This is a genomic window from Pseudomonas sp. R43(2017), from assembly GCF_002112345.1.
GTDB classification, from domain to species: Bacteria; Pseudomonadota; Gammaproteobacteria; order Pseudomonadales; family Pseudomonadaceae; genus Aquipseudomonas; species Aquipseudomonas kribbensis.
Genome location: NZ_NEHJ01000006.1, coordinates 111,281 through 129,289, shown reverse-complemented (window position 1 = coordinate 129,289; position 18,009 = coordinate 111,281). Strand labels below are relative to the sequence as shown.

The window sequence follows — 18,009 nt, the reverse complement described above, 5'->3', positions numbered from 1 at the left end:
GCGAATCAAGGTTGGCTATTGCAGTGATAGGGACAATGGCCATTCCTGATGTTGCCCCCTAGAGCTTCAGCTGACCGATCGCCTTGTTCAGTTCCCCGGCCAGCGTCGCCAGCTCGTTACTGGTGGTCGCCGAATCCACGGTCTGCTGCACGGTGTTCTCGGTCACATCACGAATGCTCACCACCGCGCGGTTCATCTCTTCGGCCACCTGGCTCTGCTGTTCCGCCGCTACCGCAATCTGCGTATTGCTCTCGCGCATCTGCGCCACCGCGCCGGTGATTTCCGCCAGCGCTTCGCCGGCCTCTTGCGCCTGTTGCACGCAGTCGTCGGCCTTGTACGAACTCTCCTGCATGAAATCCACCGCATCGCGAGTACCAGCCTGCAACGCCGAGACCATGGTGGTGATTTCATCGGTGGAGGTTTGCACACGTTTCGCGAGGTTGCGCACCTCGTCGGCGACCACCGCGAACCCGCGACCCATTTCCCCGGCACGGGCCGCTTCGATGGCGGCGTTGAGCGCCAGCAGATTGGTCTGCTCGGCGATGCTGTGGATCACGCTGACCACGCCGTTGATTTTCTGACTGTCTTCGGCCAGACGCTGGATCATCTCGGCCGTCTGCTGCACGCCGCTGGACAGGCCGGCAATCGAATGCTGGACGCGGGTGACGACTTGCTGACCGCTGCCGGCCAGACCGTCGGCAGTCTGCGACAAGTCGCGCGTGGCACCGGCGTGCTGGGCGATGTGGTAGACGGTGGCGGTCATTTCGTTGATCGCCGTGGCGGCCTGATCGGTTTCGCTCTGCTGGCCGAGCATGCCGTGGCGCACCTCGTTCATGCTCGACGCCAGCCGCGCTGCGCCGACGTCCAGTTGCCGCGCGGTGTTGGCCACGGTGGTGACCACGCGCTGGTAGCCGGCCTGCATCGCGTTGAAGGCATTGGCCATCTGACCGACTTCGTCCTTGCAGGCCAGCGGCACCCGGGCCGAAAGGTCGCCGGTTTTTTCCACGTGCAGCATCACATCCTTGAGCGTGTTGAGCTGGCTGAGCAGAAAGCGGATCAGCAGCTGCGAAGCACCGAGCATCGCCAGCATCAGGATGAACACCGCCACCGCGTAGTTGGCGAAGCGTTCGCTGAACACCTGGCTGAGGCTCGGGGCGTAGGCAATCACGGCGACCTGCTGGCCATCGGCACGGCTGAACACCTCGGCGCCGAGCAGCGGGTTTTCGCCGAACAACGGCAGGTGACTGATCTCGATCCAGCCGTTGCTGTCGGTGATCTCCAGCAGCGGCTGATCGCTGAGGCGCGGGGCTTCACCGCGTTTGAACGTCAGCACTTGATCGGATTTGGGCAGCGCCTGTCCGGCCGGCCAGGCCTTGAGCAACTGCGCCTGGGCCTGTACGGAGGCCTGCGCGGCGTGGCTGCGAGCCTGTTGTTCGAGCTGTACGGCGTACAGCACCAACAACAGGGTGGTGACGAAGGCGACCGCATTGACCGCCCAGAATTTGTATTTCAGCGAGATATTGCTAAGCCAGGCACCCATGGAGGTCTTCTCTGATAGCGGAAACAGTTTTGGCAAGGTGCCATTATTGTGCCGCTACGCAGGTGTCCGGATCTTGATATGCATCAACAGTTGATGCATCTGAATTGGCTCAGGGCAGGGCGGGCAGTCTGTAAAATGCCCGGGCGCATGCAGTGGTATGGGCTGCGAGATCTTCCTCGGTTTCGCCCCGATGCAGCGCCACTTCACGCAGCACTTCGGTCAGAAACGCCGGCTCGTTTCGTCCGTTTTTCGGCTTCGGTCGCAGTGTGCGCGGCAGCAGATACGGCGCATCGCTTTCCAGCATCAGGCGACCCCGTTTGATCTCCTTCACCAGCGGATGCAAATGGGTGCCGCGACGCTCATCGCAGATCCAGCCAGTGATGCCGATGTGCAGATCCAGATCGAGGTAGCTGAACAACGCTTTCTGCTCGCCGGTGAAGCAATGCACCACGGCGGCAGGCAATTGGTCACGAAAATCGCGGAGGATTTCCAGCAGGCGCTGGCTCGCGTCACGTTCGTGCAGGAACACCGGCAGTTGCAGTTCCACGGCCAGGGCCAGATGTTCTTCGAGGACTTTTTCCTGCTGCGGGCGCGGGGAAAAATCGCGGTTGAAATCCAGCCCGCATTCACCCACCGCCACCACGTTCGATTCCTTCAGCAGAGCGCGCAGACGCCGTGCACTTTCAGCGTTCCAGTCACTGGCCGAATGTGGATGGATACCGGCGGTGGCGTACAGTCGCTGGCCGTCCGCATCCAGTTGCCGGCACAGTTCCAGTGCCTGTTCGCTGCCCTCGACACTGGTGCCGGTCAGCACCAGTTGGCAGACCCCGGCAGCGTAGGCGCGGTCGAGCACGGCCTGATGTTTGTCGGCGAAACTGGGGTTGGTCAGGTTGACGCCGATATCGATGAGTTGCATGGTGCTACCTCGGGCCGAAGGCCGGAAAGCATATCAGAGCAGTAGATTTAAAAGAAAAACCAAGAACTACAACGGCTTATGGCTGTCTGTTGAGGCCGCGAGGCAACACGGGGTGGCGCGGTTGCCATCACTGTGCCAGTCTCTCGCACTTTATCAGCGCTCCAGGCGCTCTGTTTTCGTCGGTGTTTTTGCGACCGTTCAGCGGCAAAAAACGCCCCGTATTCTTTCCGGAGAGTGGATGGTTCGTCCCTCGGTTTTGCTCCTGCTGTGTGGTTCGTTGCTGCTGCCGTTGACGGCGGTTGCGCGCCTGCCCGGGCCGCTGCAAGCCGTGCCGGCCGCCAAGGTCCGCGACCTGACCGAGATTCGCAGCAGCCGTGTATTGCGAGTGCTGGTCAACCAGAGCCGCAATAGCTCCGGCGAAGTCCAGGGCCAGACCATCGGCGTCGAATATCACCGTTTGCGCGCCTTCGAGCAGTACCTCAATGGCCACGCTCGTGACGGCCAGGAAATTTCCCTCAAGATCATTCCCAAAGCCAAGGATCAGTTACTCGGCGCGCTACAGCGTGGCGAAGGTGATCTGGTGGCCCCGGGCGAACTGCTCGACCTGCAACCGGGCCACGCGGTCGCCAGTAGCGAGCCGATCGCCAGCAATGTGCCGCTGGTGCTGGTCGGCATCAAGGGCGAAAAGCGCTACACCAAGGTCGAGCAACTGGCCGGCAAAACCCTGGCGCTGCCCACCGGCAGTGCGGCGGGGGACGCGGTCAGTCAGCTCAACCAGAAACTGGCGCTGCACAAACTGGCGCCGATCAAGATCGAATGGGTCGATCCTACGTTGGCCGTCGAGGACGTGCTGGAAATGGTCCAGGGTGGCATCTTCCACCTGACCATCGTCGAGCAACCGATTGCCGAGCGCTGGGGCAAGATCCTGCCAAAGCTGCGCTTCGACCGGCAGTTGATGATCAGCGAACCGGGCGAGGAATACTGGTTCGTGCGGCGTGATGCCTCGATGCTGCGGGCGAGCATCGACCGCTTCCTGACCGGCTACAAGACGCCGTCGAACGAAGACGCGGCGTTTCTGCGGATCTACCGTCGTCTCTATCAAGTCCACTATCCATTGGCCAAGGCTGACCGCCAGCGCCTGGAAAAACTGCGTCCGACCCTGCAAAAGCATGCCGAAGCGCAGAACATGGACTGGCTCAATCTGGCTGCGCTGGCGTTCAAGGAATCCGCACTGCAACCCAGTGCGCGCGGTGGCGGCGGACCGACCGGGCTGATGCAGATCACGCCGTCCGCCGCGCAGCGGGTCGGCGTCAACAACATCCAGAATCTCGATGCGAATGTGCAGGCCGGAGCCAAGTACCTGGCGATGATCCGCCGCAAGTTCTTCAACAGCCCCAAACTCAACGAGCGCGAGCGCATGGCGTTCACCTTGGCTGCCTACAACATCGGCCCGGAACGTGTGCAGGGCATGCGTGCCGAGGCCCGGCGCCGCGGGCTTAACCCGAACCAGTGGTTCTTCCAGGTCGAGCGCATCGCCATGGAGCAGGTGGGTATGGGCGCCGTCAGCTATGTTAATAGTGTGAACAAGTATTACTTGGCGTTCGACCGGGAGCGTGAGTCGTTGGAGCCCCGGGGACAGAAAGTTGTCTCACGCAAATGATCAAATAAATTGATTGTTATGGCGGAATATTTGCGCTTTTAACATAAATTTAACTGATTAATATGGCGGCCAACCAACAAGCACTTCTCCAACAAGGAATACAAACATGAGCTCTCTGATCAACAAGGTCCTGTTCACCCGCGCCGGCTACGGTCTGACCATTCTGCGCATTGCCGTCGGCGTGATCTTCGCCGCCCACGGTTCGCAAAAACTCTTCGGCCTGTTTGGTGGCTACGGCCTGGCCGGCACCGCGCAATACATGGAAAGCATCGGCCTGACGCCTGGTTACCTGATGGCGACCCTGGCGGGCGGTACTGAATTCTTCGCCGGTCTGGCATTGATCATCGGCCTGCTGGTGCGTCCGGCGGCACTCGGTCTGACCTTCCTGTCGCTGGTGGCGATCTTCACCGTGCACATCAGCAACGGTCTGTTCATGGCCAACAACGGTTACGAGTTCGCCCTGGCTCTGCTCGGTGGCAGCCTCGCGGTAATGATCGAAGGCGCCGGCAAACTTTCGGTAGACCGCGCCATCGCCGGTTAACCGCTCTGGTTCAAGCAAAAGGCCCGCATTGTGCGGGCCTTTTTTGTTGCGGCTGATTCTTGACACTCGCTGGTCACGTTCTCTAGGATGCCGCTCATGCGCCGATTTAAACAGCTACTTGCGGGGCGCCAGGTGACTATTCTTCAGTTGCCGTCAGAAGCCGGAACAGGGCTTCGAAATACCGCTAAAGCGCTGGTTCGGTGTTGCCTCTCACCTGCCATGCAGACTTTTGAGGCAGAGACACGACACGATGAATGCACTTCGCCCTCCAGCACGTCCCGCGCCGATCACCGCGCATATCACCCAGCGCAATCCAAAAATCCTGCTTGGCGGTAAACATCAGCCGACGCTGTTGCGTTATCTCGATGGCTGGCCACGTCGCAGCGGCGGTCCTGCCGCATTCCTGATCCAGTTCGTTGAAGACGGCGAGTCGCTGGCGCGTTTTGCCGATGACAGTTTCGACCTGGCGGTGATCCAGTCGCCCAGCGCTGAAGACGCTCCGGAAATGATCCATCAACTGACCCGCGTTGCCCGCCAGGGTCTGATTGCCCGGCGCTGAGCGTCAGGGATAGTCGATCGCCACGATATAAACGAATTGCTCGCCGGTTGGCGTCTGGACCCGCACTTCGGCGTCCAGCGCCTTGCCGATCAGGGCACGGGCCAGCGGCGAGTCGATGCTGATCAGGCCCAGTTTCAGATCCAGCTCGTCCGGGCCGACGATGCGGTAGCGCGACTGTTTGCCGTCCTCATCTTCGATGGTCACCCAGGCGCCGAAGTAGACCTTGTTCGGATCGCTCGGTTTTTCGCTGACCACCTTCAGCGCCTCGAGGCGCTTGGTGAGAAAACGCACGCGGCTGTCGATCTCGCGCAGCATCTTCTTGCCGTAGGTGTACTCGGCATTTTCCGACCGATCGCCTTGAGCCGCCGCTTCGCTAACCGACTGCGTCACCTGTGGCCGACGTACGTGCCACAACTCATGGAATTCGGCGCGCATCCGCGCTTCACCTTCGGGGGTGATCAGCGCGGTGCCAGCGGTGCGGGGAGGGCGATAACGGCTCATGGCAACTTCTTGTGGTATTGAGGGCTGGAGTCTATCAACCCTCGCGCAGCACTGTCAGCGGGCTCGCATTCAGTGCCCGACGGGTGCCGAACACGCCGGCGCCACCGATCAGGGCCGCACCGATCAACGGTAGTACCAGCAACCATGGATGCGGGTGCCAGGGTAGATCGAATGCGAAGCGATACAACACCAGGCTCACCACTTCCGTACCAATGGCCGCCAGCAATCCGCTGACCGCGCCAAGCAGGCCGAACTCTATCCGCCGCGCCTTGACCAGCAACTGCCGTTCCGCCCCCAGCGCACGCAACAGTGCGCCTTGGCGAATGCGTTCATCGAGCGTGGCCTGCAACCCGGAAAACAGCACCGCCATCCCGGCCGCCAACACAAACAACAACACGTACTCCACCGCCAGGGTGACCTGGGCGAGGATGCTGCGCAGCTGTTCGAGCAAGGCTTCGACCTGCAGGATGGTCACCGCCGGGAATGTTCGCGACAGCTCGACGATCTGCTGGTCGTGACCGGGCGCCAGATAGAAGCTGGTGAGGTAGGTCGCCGGTAGATCTTTCAACGTGCCGGGCTGAAAGATCATGAAGAAGTTCGGCTGGAAGTTGTCCCAGTTGATTTCTCGCAGGCTGGTGACCTTCGCTTCGCGATTGACTCCGCCAACGGTAAACACGAGGTGATCGCCGAGTTTGAGCTTGAGGCTTTCGGCAACCTTGCCTTCCACCGACACGCCCGGAACATCGTCCTGTGGCTGATCTTTCCACCACTCACCGGCGGTGAGCTTGTTGCCCGCCGGCAGGTCGGCCGCCCAGGTCAGGCTCAGGTCACGCTGGATCGCCCGGTCGCCGGCCGAATCCTTGCTGACGATCTGTTGCACCGCTTCGCCATTGATGCTGATCAGCCGTCCCGGCACCACCGGGTACAACGGCGCGGCCTGGGCCGAGACATTGATCAGGTGATCGGTGAAGGCCTGTTTGTCCGCCGGCAGGATGTTCAGGGCGAAATAGTTGGGAGCATTTTTCGGCAGCTGGTTTTGCCAGGTGTCGAGCAATTCACCGCGCAACAGTGCAATCAACGCCATGGACAGCAGGATCAGACCGAATGCCAGGGACTGCCCGGCCGCCGCGAGAGGGTGACGCAGCAACTGGCCCAGACCGAGGCGCCACGGCAGCGATGCGCGAGCCAGCAGGCGACGCAGACTGTTGAGCAGCAGCAACAGCAATCCACCCAGGACCAGCGCAGCGACCACGCCACCGCCGAGCAAGGCAAACGTCAGCAGCAGATCCAGGCTCAGGCGCCACATGATCAGCCCTAGCGCGCCGAGTGCCGCGCCATAGACCATCCAGGTGCTCGACGGAATTGGCAGCATGTCGCGGCGCAACACTCGCAACGGCGGCACACGGCCGAGGGCGGCGAGCGGCGGCAGAGCAAAACCGGCCAGCGCCACCAGCCCGGTGCCGATCCCCGCGAGCGCCGGAAGCAAGCCACCCGGCGGTACGTCGGTCGGCAACAGATCATGCAGCAGCGCAAACAATCCCAACTGAGCAAGCCAGCCAAGCAGGGCGCCGCTGAGGCTGGCGAACAGGCCGAGTACCGCCAGTTGCAGGCTGAACAGCACCATGGTTTCCCGGCGTGACAGTCCCAGGCAGCGGAGCAGGGCGCTGGCATCGAAACGGCGGCTGGCGAAGCGATTCGCCGACAGCGCCACCGCTACGCCGGCCAACAGCACGGCGACCAGACTGGCCATGTTCAGATAGCGCTCGGCCTTGCCCAGTGCGCCGCCAATCTGCCGGTTGCCGTCGCGGGCATCCTGAATCCGCTGGTTGGCGGCAAGGCCCGGTTTGATCAGTTGACGATAGGTTTCCAGCGCGTTGGGTTCGCCGCGCCACAATTCGCGGTAGCTCACCCGGCTGCCGGGCTGGACCACGCCGGTCGCGGCGAGGTCGTCGAGGTTGATCAGCACCCGTGGCGTCAGGCTGTAGAAGTTGCCGGCGCGATCCGGTTCGTAAGTCAGCACCCTTGTCAGTTTCAGCGTCTTCATGCCGACGTCGATGCTGTCGCCGATCTTCAGGTCCAGCGCCGTGAGCAGGCGCGATTCGACCCAGGCTTCTCCAGGTTGTGGTTCGCCACCGGACGTTTCGGCAGCAAACGGTGCCGGGGCACTTTTCAGTTCGCCACGCAGCGGATAGGCACGGTCGACCGCCTTGATGCTCGACAACTGAATGCCGTTGTCGGTGGCGATGACGCTGGAGAATTCAACGATCTGTGCATGGTCGAGGCGCAAATCGGTGCCGCTTCTGATTTGCTCCGGCCGTGCGGGGGAGCTGCCTTCGAGCACCAGATCCGCGCCGAGAAACTCGGTAGCGCGCAAGGTCATCGCACCATTCAGGCGGGCGCCGAAGTAGCCGATGGCAGTACTTGCCGCCACGGCCACCAGCAAGGCGAAGAACAGCACCCGCAACTCCCCGGCGCGGGCATCGCGCATGAGCTGGCGCAGGGCAAGGCTGAAGAGGCGCAACAGCGGCAGACGTGCCATCAAGGCTCCAGGGGGGCGACCAGCAGGCCGGCTTCAAGTCGGATCAGGCGCCGGCAGCGATGGGCCAGGCGTTCGTCGTGAGTCACCAGCACCAGGGTGGTGCCGCGTTCCTTGTTCAGTTCGAACAGCAGGTCGCTGATGCGCTCGCCGGTGTGGCTGTCGAGGTTGCCGGTGGGTTCGTCGGCGAACAGCACGTCCGGCTCGGCGGCAAAGGCCCGGGCGATGGCGACGCGCTGTTGTTCACCACCGGAGAGCTGGCGCGGCGAGTGCGTCAGGCGCTGGCCGAGACCGACCCGTTGTAGCAATTCGGTGGCGCGACCACGGGCGTCTTTGCGGCCATCGAGCTCCAGCGGCAGCATGACGTTTTCCAGGGCATTGAGACTGTCGAGCAACTGGAACGACTGAAAGACAAAGCCCACGTGCTCGGCACGGATGCGCGCGCGCTGGTCTTCGTCGAGATTGCTCAGGGACTGGCCGGCGAGAACGACTTCGCCGCTGCTCGGCAGATCGAGGCCGGCGAGCAGGCCGAGCAGGGTGGATTTGCCGGAACCGGACGCGCCGACGATGGCCAGGCTGTCGCCCTTGTTCAGTTCCAGGCTGAGTTCGTGCAGGATGGTCAGTTCACCTTCCGCGCTGGGAACCACTTTGCTAAGGTTCTTCGCGGTGAGAATGCTTGCGCCCATGGAGAATCCGATGCGTGTGTGGTTTTTGAGTGCTGGCCTGGCCTTGATGTGCATGGCCCAGAACGCAGCGGCGGGTACAGTCCTGATCGTTGGCGATAGTATCAGCGCCGGTTTCGGACTGGATACCCGGTTGGGGTGGGTGTCGTTGCTCGAGCAGCGGCTCAAGTCCGAAGGTTTTGACGATAAAGTGGTCAACGCCTCCATCAGCGGCGACACCAGTGCCGGAGGCCAGGCGCGGCTGCCGGCGCTGCTTGCAGAGCATAAACCGGAGCTGGTGATCCTCGAGTTGGGGGGCAACGATGGCCTGCGCGGAATGCCGCCGACGCAATTGCAACAAAATCTTGCCTCGATGATCGACAGCTCTCGCCAAAGCGGTGCCAGGGTGCTGTTGCTCGGCATGCAACTGCCGCCCAATTACGGCAAGCGCTACACCGATGCCTTTGCCGAGGTCTACGGCAAGCTGGCCGAGGAGAAAAAGATCCCGCTGGTGCCGTTTTTCCTCGAGGGTGTGGGCGGGCATCCGGACTTGATGCAGGCCGATGGTCTGCACCCGGCAGCCGGGGCTCAGGGCAAGTTGCTGGAAAATGTCTGGCCGACGCTAAAACCGCTGTTATGAGGCTTTTCTAGCGGCAGGCTTTCGGCTAATGTGGCGCCCCCCTAAATGGAGCCCCCGATGTCGCGTTCTGCCTGGTCCCTGTTTGCCTACCAACTGATCGAGCCTGACGAACAGCTGGATCTGTTCGCCTGCCAGGAAGTGCGGGTGCATCTGGTGACCCGTCAACTGGAGCTCGGTGGCTCGGCTGACCGGACCCTTTGCGGCAGTCTGCTGCCGGCGCAACCGCGCTGGTCCAGCGTGGATCGCCGGGTGTTTCAGGATCAGCGCCTGTGCTCGCTGTGCCGGGCGATTCTCGAATCGCAGAAGCGTGGCACCTCGCCGATCTGGCCCGAGCTACGTTTCGAGCTTTAAGCACGCGCACCTGCCGGACACCGTCCGGTCTGGCGACAGCTTCAATTATGAAGACTGCTGCCAGCCCATCGGCGCATCTCCCCGAATTCCCTGGGCGCGGTGTACAATCGCGTTCTTATACCCTTGTCGATCTTGCGAAGGATTCTCCGGATGTTGCCGCGTTTCCCTGCCGTCACCCGCTGCCTGTCTCTTGCCGCCCTGTGTGTGGCCGGTCCCGTTGCCGCCCTGGAGTTTCCCCTGCCACCACCTGGTGAAGACATCATCGGCCAGGTGCAGGTGATCAAGGCCAAATACGAAGACACCTTTGCCGATCTGGGCACCACCTACGATCTGGGTTATTCGGAAATGGTCGCAGCCAACCCGGGCGTCGATGCCTGGCTGCCGGGCGCCGGCACCGAAGTGGTCCTGCCGACCCGTTTCATCCTGCCGCCGGGTCCGCGTGAAGGCATCGTGATCAACCTTGCCGAGTACCGTCTCTACTACTACCCGAAAGGCCGGAACGTGGTGTACACCTTCCCGCTGGGTATCGGTCGCGAAGGCTGGGGCTCGCCAATCGCCCACACCACGATCACCGCCAAAACGCCGAATCCGACCTGGACACCACCCGCCTCGATCAAGGCCGAACACGCCGCCGATGGCGATCCGCTGCCGAACGTAGTGCCGGCCGGCCCGGACAACCCGCTGGGTCCGTTCAAGTTCACCCTGGGCACGCCGGGCTACCTGATCCACGGTTCGAACAAGAAGTTCGGTATCGGCATGCGCACCAGCCACGGCTGCTTCCGCATGTTCAACAACAACGTGCTGGAAATGGCCAGCATGGTGCCGGTGGGGACTTCGGTCCGAATACTCAACGACGCGTACAAGTTCGGTCGCAGTGGCGGCAAGATCTACCTGGAAGCGCACACGCCGATCGACGACAAGGGCAACCCGTCGGTGGTCGACAAGCACACCGCCGTGATCAACGCGATGCTCAAGCGTGAAGACATCACCAACAACCTGCGCATGAACTGGGATGTGGTGCGTGATGTGGTGGCGGCGGAAGATGGCCTGCCAACCGAAATCGGCACACCGAACACCTCGGCGCCGATCGTTTCCAGCGCACCGATCGACCTGCAACAGTAAGCCGGAAAACAGAACCCGCCGATGCTTGCGCGTCGGCGGGTTTTTTATTGCATGAAGAAAATTTCAGGCAAAAAAAAGCCGACCCGAAAAACGGGTCGGCTTGATAACAATCCCGAAGGACTATTACTTGCGGCTAGCTTTTTCCAGCATGCGCAGAGCACGCTCGTTAGCTTCGTCAGCAGTCTGTTGTGCTTTTTGAGCAGCAGCCAGAGCTTCATCAGCTTTACGGTAAGCTTCGTCTGCACGAGCCTGGGAGCGAGCAGCTGCGTCTTCAGTAGCGGTCAGACGTGCTTCGGTTTCTTTCGATGCGCTGCTGCAACCGGTAGCCAGAACTGCGGCCAGAGCCAGAGCAGAGAATTTCAGAACGTTGTTCATCGTGTTCCCCTTCAAGGACTTTCAATTAAGTGGCTGTCTCCTCCGATTGAGGAAATAGCCGGCGTACATACTACCCATTACTTGTAGTAAGTAAACTGACGTAAGGCAAGAAGCAAAAAAAATTGTAGGCGTTGATTCTTTTTCGAGCAACTTTTAACCGGGCTGTATAAAAAATATTCAGCTGTAACGCCCGTCGTGAGCGAGTTATTGAGAAAAAGTTCCCGTTGTCGGGTGCTGTTTTGCAGGTAGTGGCTAGAGTCTGCCTATATGGGTTCGTCTACACTTTTGTTCCGATTTTGCGTGACAGCTCGCATATCTTTGTCCATGTTCAGGTGACTTTAAAAAACCAGGCACGTCTTAAGTCTCAACATCCGGCGATGTTCAGCCTTTCGGTGCGGGACAAGGTTCTCCCGACCCGGTCCTGAGTCCACCGGAACTGCCCCGTCAATCAGCCTGATGACGAGTGCGCCTTGAGCATTTTCGTCATTGGTGCCTACTATTTGATACGTGCTCGGGTTGCGCGAGATCGGTGCGGTTCTTCTCGGTGTCCATCAGGCACGGGGTGGCGTAGATGTTCCTTCGCCGGGAAAACATCGGTAAGGTAGGGGTCAGCATTCGAGACCCGCGAGGAGTAGTGATGAGCGAGGCGTTGTCCATCCACCATGACCAGGCTGGTCATCAGTTCGAGACCAATGTGGACGGTCATCGTGCCTACCTGACCTATATGGATCTGGGGAAACAGACCCTGGATATCTACCGCACCTTCGTGCCCAACGCATTGCGTGGCCGAGGCATCGCGGCAGCCCTGACCGAGCGGGCACTGCAGTACGCCGATGAAATGGGCTACACGGTCATCCCGTCGTGCTCCTACGTGGAGCGCTACATGGAGCGTCATCAGCGGCGCACTGCCAAGATCTGACTGACCTCACACCGCACACACAAAAACGCCGGGCAATGCCCGGCGTTTTTTATGCCTGCGAAACGGCTGTCAGCCGCGCTGACGTTTCGGCAGTACGTCCTTGAGCTTGGCGTGCATGCTGCGCAAGGTGTTTTCGGTGGCCGACCAGTCGATGCAGGCATCGGTGATCGAAACGCCGTATTGCAGGTCTGCGAGGTCTTTCGGAATCGCCTGGCAGCCCCAGTTCAGGTGACTCTCGACCATCAGGCCGATGATCGACTGGTTGCCTTCGAGGATCTGGTTGGCGACGTTCTCCATCACCAGCGGTTGCAGGGCCGGATCCTTGTTGGAGTTGGCGTGGCTGCAATCGACCATGATGTTCGGCTTGATTTTCGCCTTGTTCAGCGCCTGCTCGCACAGGGCGACGCTGACCGAATCGTAGTTCGGCTTGCCGTTGCCGCCGCGCAGTACCACGTGACCGTAGGCGTTGCCCTTGGTGGTGACGATCGACACGCCACCTTCCTGGTTGATGCCCAGGAAACGGTGCGGGCTGGAGACCGACTGCAAGGCGTTGATCGCCACGGTCAGGCCGCCGTCGGTGCCGTTCTTGAAACCGACCGCCGAGGACAGGCCGGAAGCCATTTCGCGGTGGGTCTGGGATTCGGTGGTGCGGGCGCCGATGGCCGACCAGCTGATCAGATCCTGCAGGTACTGCGGAGAGATCGGGTCGAGGGCTTCGGTCGCGGTCGGCAGGCCTTTCTCGGCCAGGTCCAGCAGCAACTGGCGACCGATGTGCAGACCGTCCTGGATCTTGAACGAGTCATCCAGGTACGGGTCGTTGATCAGGCCTTTCCAGCCGACGGTGGTCCGCGGTTTTTCGAAGTACACGCGCATGACCAGATACAAGGTGTCCGACACTTCCGCCGCCAGCACCTTCAGGCGGTCGGCGTATTCGTGGGCAGCCTTGATGTCGTGGATCGAGCAAGGCCCGATGACCACGAACAGACGGTGGTCGGTGCCATCGAGAATATTGCGGATGACTTCGCGACCCTTGGTGACGGTGCGCAGGGCAGCGTCGCTCAGAGGGATATCACGCTTGAGCTGATCGGGAGTGATCAGGGTCTCGTTGGAAGCGACGTTCAGGTCGTTGATCGGTAAATCAGCCATCGGTTACTCGTCAGGTCACGGGTGCCGGCCGCCAGCGATCCCCGCGCGGCGGAGCACAGCAGATTTAAGCGCGTCGGGGAGCCGAACCTTAGCGCGTCAGGCGCCTGTCGACAATGGGCAAGTCACTGTTCAGTCCAGTACTGGCTGCGCAAAAGCCTTGCGAACGGTGTCGTGGGAGAACTCGTCGGCGTGTTGTTCGACCCATTGCAGGGCCAGGGCCTGAATATCCTGTAGGTCGTCGTGCGCGTCGTTGAGTCGGCAATAGCGTTCGATCTGACACACCTGCTCACCCATTCGGGCGCTGAACAGGGTCTGCTCGTCGGTGAAGGCGATGCCCACCAGATAGCCTTTCTTGCGTCGCAGGCACCAGGCCACGTAGCCCGGATAACAGATGTCGGCATTGAGGGTCGGCATGCGCACTTGCAGCGCGGTGCCATGACGCCAGGCGCGGTGGTAATTGCAAGCGATGCCGCCGAGGCTGATAGTGTGCAGCTGTTGCCGCGAAATACACTCAGGTTTGAGCAACGTTAATTCGACGGGCACATCATCCGGATGAGGAATAAACCGTCCCATGAGCACAGACTCCCTGTGTCGGCCATCTGACATTGTTTCCCCCAGTATAGTGTTCGAATCCGAACTGACCGATTTCGACGCCGACCAACGGCTGCTGGCGATGAGCGGCGTTTCGCTGGTGATCTTCACCAGTGTCGGCTGCGCCAGTTGCCGTTATGCCCGCGAGGTTCTGCCGGGGCTGGATCTGGCAGTCGATCGCCTGTGCTGGATCGACGCCGGCGACAATGGTGGTCTGGTCGAGCGTTATCAGGTCTTTCATTTGCCGGCGCTGTTCGTGGTGCGCGACGGCGAGTTCTTTGGGGCAGTACACACGCGTCTGAATGCCGCTGAGCTCAACGCAGCCGTGGCGCAGGCGCTGGATCGAATTGCAGAGGAGTTGCCGTGATGGGGGCAGTCGTCAAGAAGCCGGTGGTAGGGATAATCGGCACCGGCGCAATCGGAGGGTTCTACGGTTTGATGCTGGCCCGGGCCGGATTCGATGTGCACTTTTTGCTGCGCAGCGAGTTTTCCGCGGTCGCTGAGCGCGGCTTGCAGGTGGACAGCGCGGTTCACGGCACACTGACGCTGAACCCGGTGCAGGCCTATTCATCGGCTGAGGACATGCCGCCCTGTGACTGGTTGCTGGTTGGCGCCAAGACCACCAGCAACGCTGGCCTGGCGCCGTCGATCATTCAGGCGGCGAAACCCGACGCGAAAGTGCTGGTGCTGCAGAACGGCCTCGACGTCGAAGACAGTCTGCGGGCGTTGCTGCCCGATTCCCTGCACTTGCTGGGCGGCCTGTGCCTGATCTGCGTTCATCGGGAAGGTCCGGGCCACATCACCCATCAGGCGCTGGGGGCGGTGAACGTCGGTTATCACAGCGGCCCGGCAGCCGATGATGCGGCGCGCATGGCGGTCGTCGAGGAGGGCGTCGGTCTGTTCCGTGCCGCCGGCATCGACTCCCAGGCCATGCCGAACCTGCATCAGGCGCGCTGGCAGAAACTGGTCTGGAACATTCCCTACAATGGTCTTTCGGTGTTGCTCGGGGCGAGTACCACGCCGCTGATGGCCGATGCCGACAGCCGCGCGCAGATCCAGGCGCTGATGGCCGAAGTGGTGCAGGGCGCCAAGGCCTGTGGCCATGACATGCCGCCCGGTTACGCCGAGTACCTGTTCATGATGACCGAGAAAATGCCCGACTACTGGCCGAGCATGTACCACGATTTTCTGCACAAGCGACCGCTGGAGCTGGACGCCATCTACGCTCGACCTTTGGCGGCGGCAAAAGCGGCAGGTTGCGAGCTGCCGCGAATCGAGGCGTTGTATCGCCATTTGCGTTTCATCGACCGGCGTAACACCTGAGTCGATTCTTTGAGGGGATCAGGGGGAAGGCATGGCCAAGAACATCGATGACAAACTGGTGCTGGCGATTTCGTCCCGTGCCCTGTTCGATCTGAGCGAGAGTCACAAGGTCTACCTGTCGAGTGGCGTCGAGGCCTATCGGCAATATCAGATTGAGCACGAAGACGAAATCCTCGCGCCGGGCGATGCCTTTCCGCTGGTGGAAAAGCTGCTCAACCTCAACAGTCGCCTCGGCCGTGCCCGGGTCGAGGTGATTCTGGTGTCGCGCAACAGTGCCGACACCGGCCTGCGGGTGTTCAACTCGATCGATCATTACGGCCTGGCGATTTCCCGTGCGGCGTTTGTCGGCGGGCGCAGTCCTTATCCTTATCTCAAGGCGTTCGGCTGCGACGTGTTTCTTTCCACTCATGCTGAGGACGTGCGCTCGGCGCTGGACAACGGCTTTGCGGCGGCGACGATTCTTTCCGGTGGCGCCAGCCGTGCGGCCAGTGATGAATTGCGCATCGCCTTCGACGGTGATGCGGTGCTGTTTTCCGACGAGTCTGAGCGGGTTTATCAGTCCGGCGGCCTCGAAGCCTTCCAGGCCAAGGAGCGTGAATCCGCTCGAGAACCGTTGCGCGGCGGCCCGTTCAAGGGCTTCCTGGCAGCGCTAAATCTGTTGCAGCGTGAGTTCCCGGACGATAACTGCCCGATCCGCACCGCACTGGTCACCGCGCGCTCGGCGCCAGCCCACGAGCGGGTGATCCGCACCTTGCGTGAGTGGGACATCCGTCTGGACGAGTCGCTGTTTCTGGGCGGCCTGACCAAGTCGGCGTTCCTTGAAGCGTTCGCTGCGGACGTGTTTTTCGACGATCAGGCCGGTCACTGCGAGCTGGCCCGGGAGGTGGTTGCCACCGGCCATGTCCCCCACGGCATCAGCAACGAACCGGCGGTCTAAAGCCCTCGTGGTTCAAGACGTTGCGTCGCACGTCGTACTCGCCAAGGCACTGCTAAGCTGAATCAAATCTCCGCCATGTTGGCTTGCGAGGAGGTCATATGATTCGTTCGATGCTGTATGCCACTGACCTCGGTCTGTACGCACCGTTAGTGATGCAGCATGCCCTGGCGATGGCGCGAACATTCAATGCCGACTTGTATGTGGTGCACGCGGTGGAGCCCATGGGGTTGTTTGCCGAGTCGGTGTTGCAGAGCTATCTCGACGAACAGGCGTTGAACGAATTTCACAGTCAGGGTCTGAAAACCGTCATCGCCAATATCGAGCAACGGGTGCTCGACAGTTTTCGCGAAGAGCTGGGGGACGAGGGCGAGCAGGATCTGCTGCGTATTCGCGCGGTGCGGGTGCTGCAGGGCGATCCGTCGCAGGTGATTCTCGACCAGGTCCAGAAACTCTCCGTCGATTTGCTGATCGTAGGAAGTCACAGCCACGGGGTCGGGGCGGAAACACCGTTGGGGCGCACGGCGACGCGATTGCTGCAATTGTCCAAGGTGCCGGTTTACATGGTGCCGCTGGTGGAGCGTCGGCGCCGGGAGGATCGCTGAGACGGTAATAATGGCGTTTTGATAAAAAAGTTCTAGATTTATTCTTCAAACCATTAATATAGTTATATACCGTCGCTGATGCCCGTGGCGTCTACCTGCTTTGAGGGATTCATATGAAGCTTCAACAATTGCGCTACATCTGGGAAGTGGCGCACCACGACCTCAACGTTTCCGCTACAGCCCAAAGTCTCTACACCTCGCAACCGGGCATCAGTAAGCAAATCCGTCTGCTGGAAGACGAACTGGGCGTCGAAGTGTTCGCCCGCAGTGGCAAGCACCTGACCCGCGTCACGCCGGCCGGCGAGCGCATCATCACCACCGCCGGTGAGATTCTGCGCAAGGTCGAAAGCATCAAGCAGATCGCCCAGGAATTCTCCAACGAGAAAAAAGGCACCCTGTCGATCGCCACCACACACACACAGGCACGTTATGCACTGCCGCCGGTGATCAGCAATTTCATCAAGCAATACCCGGACGTGGCGCTGCACATGCACCAGGGTTCGCCGATGCAGATCGCCGAAATGGCTGCTGACGGCACCGTGGATTTCGCCATTGCCACCGAAGCGCTGGAGCTGTTCGGCGATCTGGTGATGATGCCGTGCTACCGCTGGAACCGCTGCGTGGTCGTGCCTCAGGGCCACCCGCTGACCAAGCTGCCGAAGCTGACCCTCGAAGCACTGGCCGAATACCCGATCGTGACTTACGTGTTCGGTTTCACCGGCCGTTCGAAACTCGACGAAGCCTTCAGTCATCGCGGTCTGACGCCGAAAGTGGTGTTCACCGCCGCCGACGCCGACGTGATCAAAACCTACGTGCGCCTGGGTCTGGGTGTCGGCATCGTGGCGAAAATGGCCGTCGATACCAAACTCGACAACGATCTGGTGGTACTCGATGCCAGCGAACTGTTCGAGTCCAGCGTGACCAAGATCGGCTTCCGTCGCGGCACTTTCCTGCGTGGCTTCATGTGCGATTTCATCGAGAAGTTCGCACCGCACCTGACCCGCGAAGTCATGGCCAAGGCCATCCAGTGCCACAACAAGCAAGAACTCGAAGAGCTGTTCGAAGGCGTCGAACTGCCGGTTCACTAA

The 18,009-nt window shown here is 61.0% G+C and carries 20 protein-coding genes; 12 read left to right on the top strand and 8 right to left on the bottom strand.

Annotation, left to right across the window (positions count from 1 at the left end; translation table 11 throughout):
• Window positions 1-58: 58 nt before the first annotated feature.
• Window positions 59-1,540 (bottom strand): methyl-accepting chemotaxis protein, encoded by a 1,482-nt coding sequence (locus CAG02_RS18285; RefSeq protein ID WP_085710780.1) that lies wholly within the window; start codon window positions 1,538-1,540, stop codon window positions 59-61.
• Window positions 1,541-1,649: 109 nt separating this feature from the next.
• The gene (locus CAG02_RS18280; RefSeq protein WP_085710779.1) at window positions 1,650-2,456 is read right to left on the bottom strand and encodes a TatD family hydrolase; all 807 of its coding nucleotides are present in this window, start codon (window positions 2,454-2,456) and stop codon (window positions 1,650-1,652) included.
• Window positions 2,457-2,694: 238 nt separating this feature from the next.
• Between CAG02_RS18280 and CAG02_RS18275 the strand changes: the two genes are divergently transcribed.
• The 3 genes from CAG02_RS18275 to CAG02_RS18265 all read left to right on the top strand — a co-directional run bounded on the left by CAG02_RS18275 (window position 2,695) and on the right by CAG02_RS18265 (window position 5,216).
• On the top strand, window positions 2,695-4,116 hold the full coding sequence (locus CAG02_RS18275) for a transglycosylase SLT domain-containing protein (protein WP_085710778.1): 1,422 nt from the start codon (window positions 2,695-2,697) through the stop codon (window positions 4,114-4,116).
• 106 nt (window positions 4,117-4,222) lie between these two features.
• Window positions 4,223-4,657 carry a DoxX family protein gene (locus CAG02_RS18270; RefSeq protein WP_085710777.1) on the top strand — a complete coding sequence of 145 codons (435 nt, stop codon included), beginning with the start codon at window positions 4,223-4,225 and terminating at the stop codon, window positions 4,655-4,657.
• 250 nt (window positions 4,658-4,907) lie between these two features.
• On the top strand, window positions 4,908-5,216 hold the full coding sequence (locus tag CAG02_RS18265; RefSeq protein ID WP_085710776.1) for a hypothetical protein: 309 nt from the start codon (window positions 4,908-4,910) through the stop codon (window positions 5,214-5,216).
• Window positions 5,217-5,219: 3 nt separating this feature from the next.
• Here the strand turns inward: CAG02_RS18265 and greB are convergent, their stop codons facing one another.
• From greB to CAG02_RS18250, 3 genes are read right to left on the bottom strand one after another with little or no spacing between them, the layout of a single operon-like run.
• Window positions 5,220-5,717, bottom strand: coding sequence for a transcription elongation factor GreB (gene greB / locus CAG02_RS18260; protein ID WP_003226818.1), 498 nt, complete (start codon window positions 5,715-5,717; stop codon window positions 5,220-5,222).
• Between the two features lie 34 nt (window positions 5,718-5,751).
• Window positions 5,752-8,256, bottom strand: coding sequence for an ABC transporter permease (locus tag CAG02_RS18255; protein ID WP_085710775.1), 2,505 nt, complete (start codon window positions 8,254-8,256; stop codon window positions 5,752-5,754).
• Window positions 8,256-8,939, bottom strand: coding sequence for an ABC transporter ATP-binding protein (locus CAG02_RS18250; protein WP_085710774.1), 684 nt, complete (start codon window positions 8,937-8,939; stop codon window positions 8,256-8,258). The genes CAG02_RS18255 and CAG02_RS18250 overlap by 1 nt, the downstream gene beginning before the upstream one ends.
• Window positions 8,940-8,949: 10 nt before the next feature.
• Here CAG02_RS18250 and CAG02_RS18245 point away from each other — a divergent pair, with 10 nt between their 5' ends.
• From CAG02_RS18245 to CAG02_RS18235, 3 genes are all read left to right on the top strand, one after another.
• Window positions 8,950-9,555 carry an arylesterase gene (locus tag CAG02_RS18245; RefSeq protein ID WP_085710773.1) on the top strand — a complete coding sequence of 202 codons (606 nt, stop codon included), beginning with the start codon at window positions 8,950-8,952 and terminating at the stop codon, window positions 9,553-9,555.
• A gap of 57 nt (window positions 9,556-9,612) precedes the next feature.
• The gene (locus CAG02_RS18240) at window positions 9,613-9,906 is read left to right on the top strand and encodes a hypothetical protein (RefSeq protein ID WP_007908575.1); all 294 of its coding nucleotides are present in this window, start codon (window positions 9,613-9,615) and stop codon (window positions 9,904-9,906) included.
• 150 nt (window positions 9,907-10,056) lie between these two features.
• Entirely contained in the window at window positions 10,057-11,028 is a 972-nt protein-coding gene (locus CAG02_RS18235) for a L,D-transpeptidase family protein (protein ID WP_085710772.1), read from the top strand.
• A 123-nt stretch (window positions 11,029-11,151) separates the two neighbouring features.
• Here CAG02_RS18235 and oprI read toward each other — a convergent pair whose 3' ends face one another.
• Window positions 11,152-11,403, bottom strand: a complete 252-nt coding sequence (oprI, locus tag CAG02_RS18230; protein ID WP_003183784.1) for an outer membrane lipoprotei OprI — start codon at window positions 11,401-11,403, stop codon at window positions 11,152-11,154.
• Between the two features lie 637 nt (window positions 11,404-12,040).
• Between oprI and CAG02_RS18225 the strand changes: the two genes are divergently transcribed.
• Window positions 12,041-12,322 (top strand): GNAT family N-acetyltransferase, encoded by a 282-nt coding sequence (locus CAG02_RS18225; RefSeq protein ID WP_007955658.1) that lies wholly within the window; start codon window positions 12,041-12,043, stop codon window positions 12,320-12,322.
• A gap of 69 nt (window positions 12,323-12,391) precedes the next feature.
• Here CAG02_RS18225 and CAG02_RS18220 read toward each other — a convergent pair whose 3' ends face one another.
• Both CAG02_RS18220 and CAG02_RS18215 read right to left on the bottom strand, forming a co-directional pair.
• Window positions 12,392-13,468 carry a 3-deoxy-7-phosphoheptulonate synthase gene (locus tag CAG02_RS18220; protein ID WP_011335309.1) on the bottom strand — a complete coding sequence of 359 codons (1,077 nt, stop codon included), beginning with the start codon at window positions 13,466-13,468 and terminating at the stop codon, window positions 12,392-12,394.
• 129 nt (window positions 13,469-13,597) lie between these two features.
• Window positions 13,598-14,041, bottom strand: coding sequence for a PilZ domain-containing protein (locus CAG02_RS18215; RefSeq protein WP_085710771.1), 444 nt, complete (start codon window positions 14,039-14,041; stop codon window positions 13,598-13,600).
• On the opposite strand from CAG02_RS18215, the gene CAG02_RS18210 reads away from it, so the two are divergent.
• The 5 genes from CAG02_RS18210 to cysB all read left to right on the top strand — a co-directional run bounded on the left by CAG02_RS18210 (window position 14,040) and on the right by cysB (window position 18,009).
• Window positions 14,040-14,426: a co-chaperone YbbN gene (locus CAG02_RS18210; protein ID WP_085710770.1), complete on the top strand. Its 387-nt coding sequence runs from the start codon at window positions 14,040-14,042 to the stop codon at window positions 14,424-14,426. The two genes, CAG02_RS18215 and CAG02_RS18210, sit on opposite strands and share 2 nt — an antisense overlap.
• The gene (locus CAG02_RS18205; RefSeq protein WP_085710769.1) at window positions 14,426-15,382 is read left to right on the top strand and encodes a putative 2-dehydropantoate 2-reductase; all 957 of its coding nucleotides are present in this window, start codon (window positions 14,426-14,428) and stop codon (window positions 15,380-15,382) included. Before CAG02_RS18210 ends, CAG02_RS18205 begins: the two co-directional genes overlap by 1 nt.
• Window positions 15,383-15,413: 31 nt before the next feature.
• Window positions 15,414-16,319 (top strand): 5'-nucleotidase, encoded by a 906-nt coding sequence (locus CAG02_RS18200; RefSeq protein ID WP_085710768.1) that lies wholly within the window; start codon window positions 15,414-15,416, stop codon window positions 16,317-16,319.
• 98 nt (window positions 16,320-16,417) lie between these two features.
• Complete coding sequence (locus CAG02_RS18195) at window positions 16,418-16,921, top strand: universal stress protein (protein ID WP_085710767.1); 504 nt, start codon at window positions 16,418-16,420, stop codon at window positions 16,919-16,921.
• Window positions 16,922-17,034: 113 nt separating this feature from the next.
• Entirely contained in the window at window positions 17,035-18,009 is a 975-nt protein-coding gene (cysB, locus tag CAG02_RS18190) for an HTH-type transcriptional regulator CysB (RefSeq protein WP_007955684.1), read from the top strand.

What these genes read in the sequence shown, in the direction of transcription:
- CAG02_RS18285 (WP_085710780.1), bottom strand. Translation starts at nt 1,540, where the DNA reads ATGGGTGCCTGGCTTAGCAATATCTCGCTGAAATACAAATTCTGGGCG.
- CAG02_RS18245 (WP_085710773.1), top strand. Translation starts at nt 8,950, where the DNA reads ATGCGTGTGTGGTTTTTGAGTGCTGGCCTGGCCTTGATGTGCATGGCC.
- CAG02_RS18255 (WP_085710775.1), bottom strand. Translation starts at nt 8,256, where the DNA reads ATGGCACGTCTGCCGCTGTTGCGCCTCTTCAGCCTTGCCCTGCGCCAG.
- CAG02_RS18275 (WP_085710778.1), top strand. Translation starts at nt 2,695, where the DNA reads ATGGTTCGTCCCTCGGTTTTGCTCCTGCTGTGTGGTTCGTTGCTGCTG.
- oprI (WP_003183784.1), bottom strand. Translation starts at nt 11,403, where the DNA reads ATGAACAACGTTCTGAAATTCTCTGCTCTGGCTCTGGCCGCAGTTCTG.
- CAG02_RS18205 (WP_085710769.1), top strand. Translation starts at nt 14,426, where the DNA reads ATGGGGGCAGTCGTCAAGAAGCCGGTGGTAGGGATAATCGGCACCGGC.
- CAG02_RS18210 (WP_085710770.1), top strand. Translation starts at nt 14,040, where the DNA reads ATGAGCACAGACTCCCTGTGTCGGCCATCTGACATTGTTTCCCCCAGT.
- CAG02_RS18215 (WP_085710771.1), bottom strand. Translation starts at nt 14,041, where the DNA reads ATGGGACGGTTTATTCCTCATCCGGATGATGTGCCCGTCGAATTAACG.
- CAG02_RS18195 (WP_085710767.1), top strand. Translation starts at nt 16,418, where the DNA reads ATGATTCGTTCGATGCTGTATGCCACTGACCTCGGTCTGTACGCACCG.
- CAG02_RS18200 (WP_085710768.1), top strand. Translation starts at nt 15,414, where the DNA reads ATGGCCAAGAACATCGATGACAAACTGGTGCTGGCGATTTCGTCCCGT.
- CAG02_RS18280 (WP_085710779.1), bottom strand. Translation starts at nt 2,456, where the DNA reads ATGCAACTCATCGATATCGGCGTCAACCTGACCAACCCCAGTTTCGCC.
- CAG02_RS18240 (WP_007908575.1), top strand. Translation starts at nt 9,613, where the DNA reads ATGTCGCGTTCTGCCTGGTCCCTGTTTGCCTACCAACTGATCGAGCCT.
- CAG02_RS18225 (WP_007955658.1), top strand. Translation starts at nt 12,041, where the DNA reads ATGAGCGAGGCGTTGTCCATCCACCATGACCAGGCTGGTCATCAGTTC.
- cysB (WP_007955684.1), top strand. Translation starts at nt 17,035, where the DNA reads ATGAAGCTTCAACAATTGCGCTACATCTGGGAAGTGGCGCACCACGAC.
- CAG02_RS18270 (WP_085710777.1), top strand. Translation starts at nt 4,223, where the DNA reads ATGAGCTCTCTGATCAACAAGGTCCTGTTCACCCGCGCCGGCTACGGT.
- CAG02_RS18265 (WP_085710776.1), top strand. Translation starts at nt 4,908, where the DNA reads ATGAATGCACTTCGCCCTCCAGCACGTCCCGCGCCGATCACCGCGCAT.
- CAG02_RS18220 (WP_011335309.1), bottom strand. Translation starts at nt 13,468, where the DNA reads ATGGCTGATTTACCGATCAACGACCTGAACGTCGCTTCCAACGAGACC.
- CAG02_RS18250 (WP_085710774.1), bottom strand. Translation starts at nt 8,939, where the DNA reads ATGGGCGCAAGCATTCTCACCGCGAAGAACCTTAGCAAAGTGGTTCCC.
- CAG02_RS18235 (WP_085710772.1), top strand. Translation starts at nt 10,057, where the DNA reads ATGTTGCCGCGTTTCCCTGCCGTCACCCGCTGCCTGTCTCTTGCCGCC.
- greB (WP_003226818.1), bottom strand. Translation starts at nt 5,717, where the DNA reads ATGAGCCGTTATCGCCCTCCCCGCACCGCTGGCACCGCGCTGATCACC.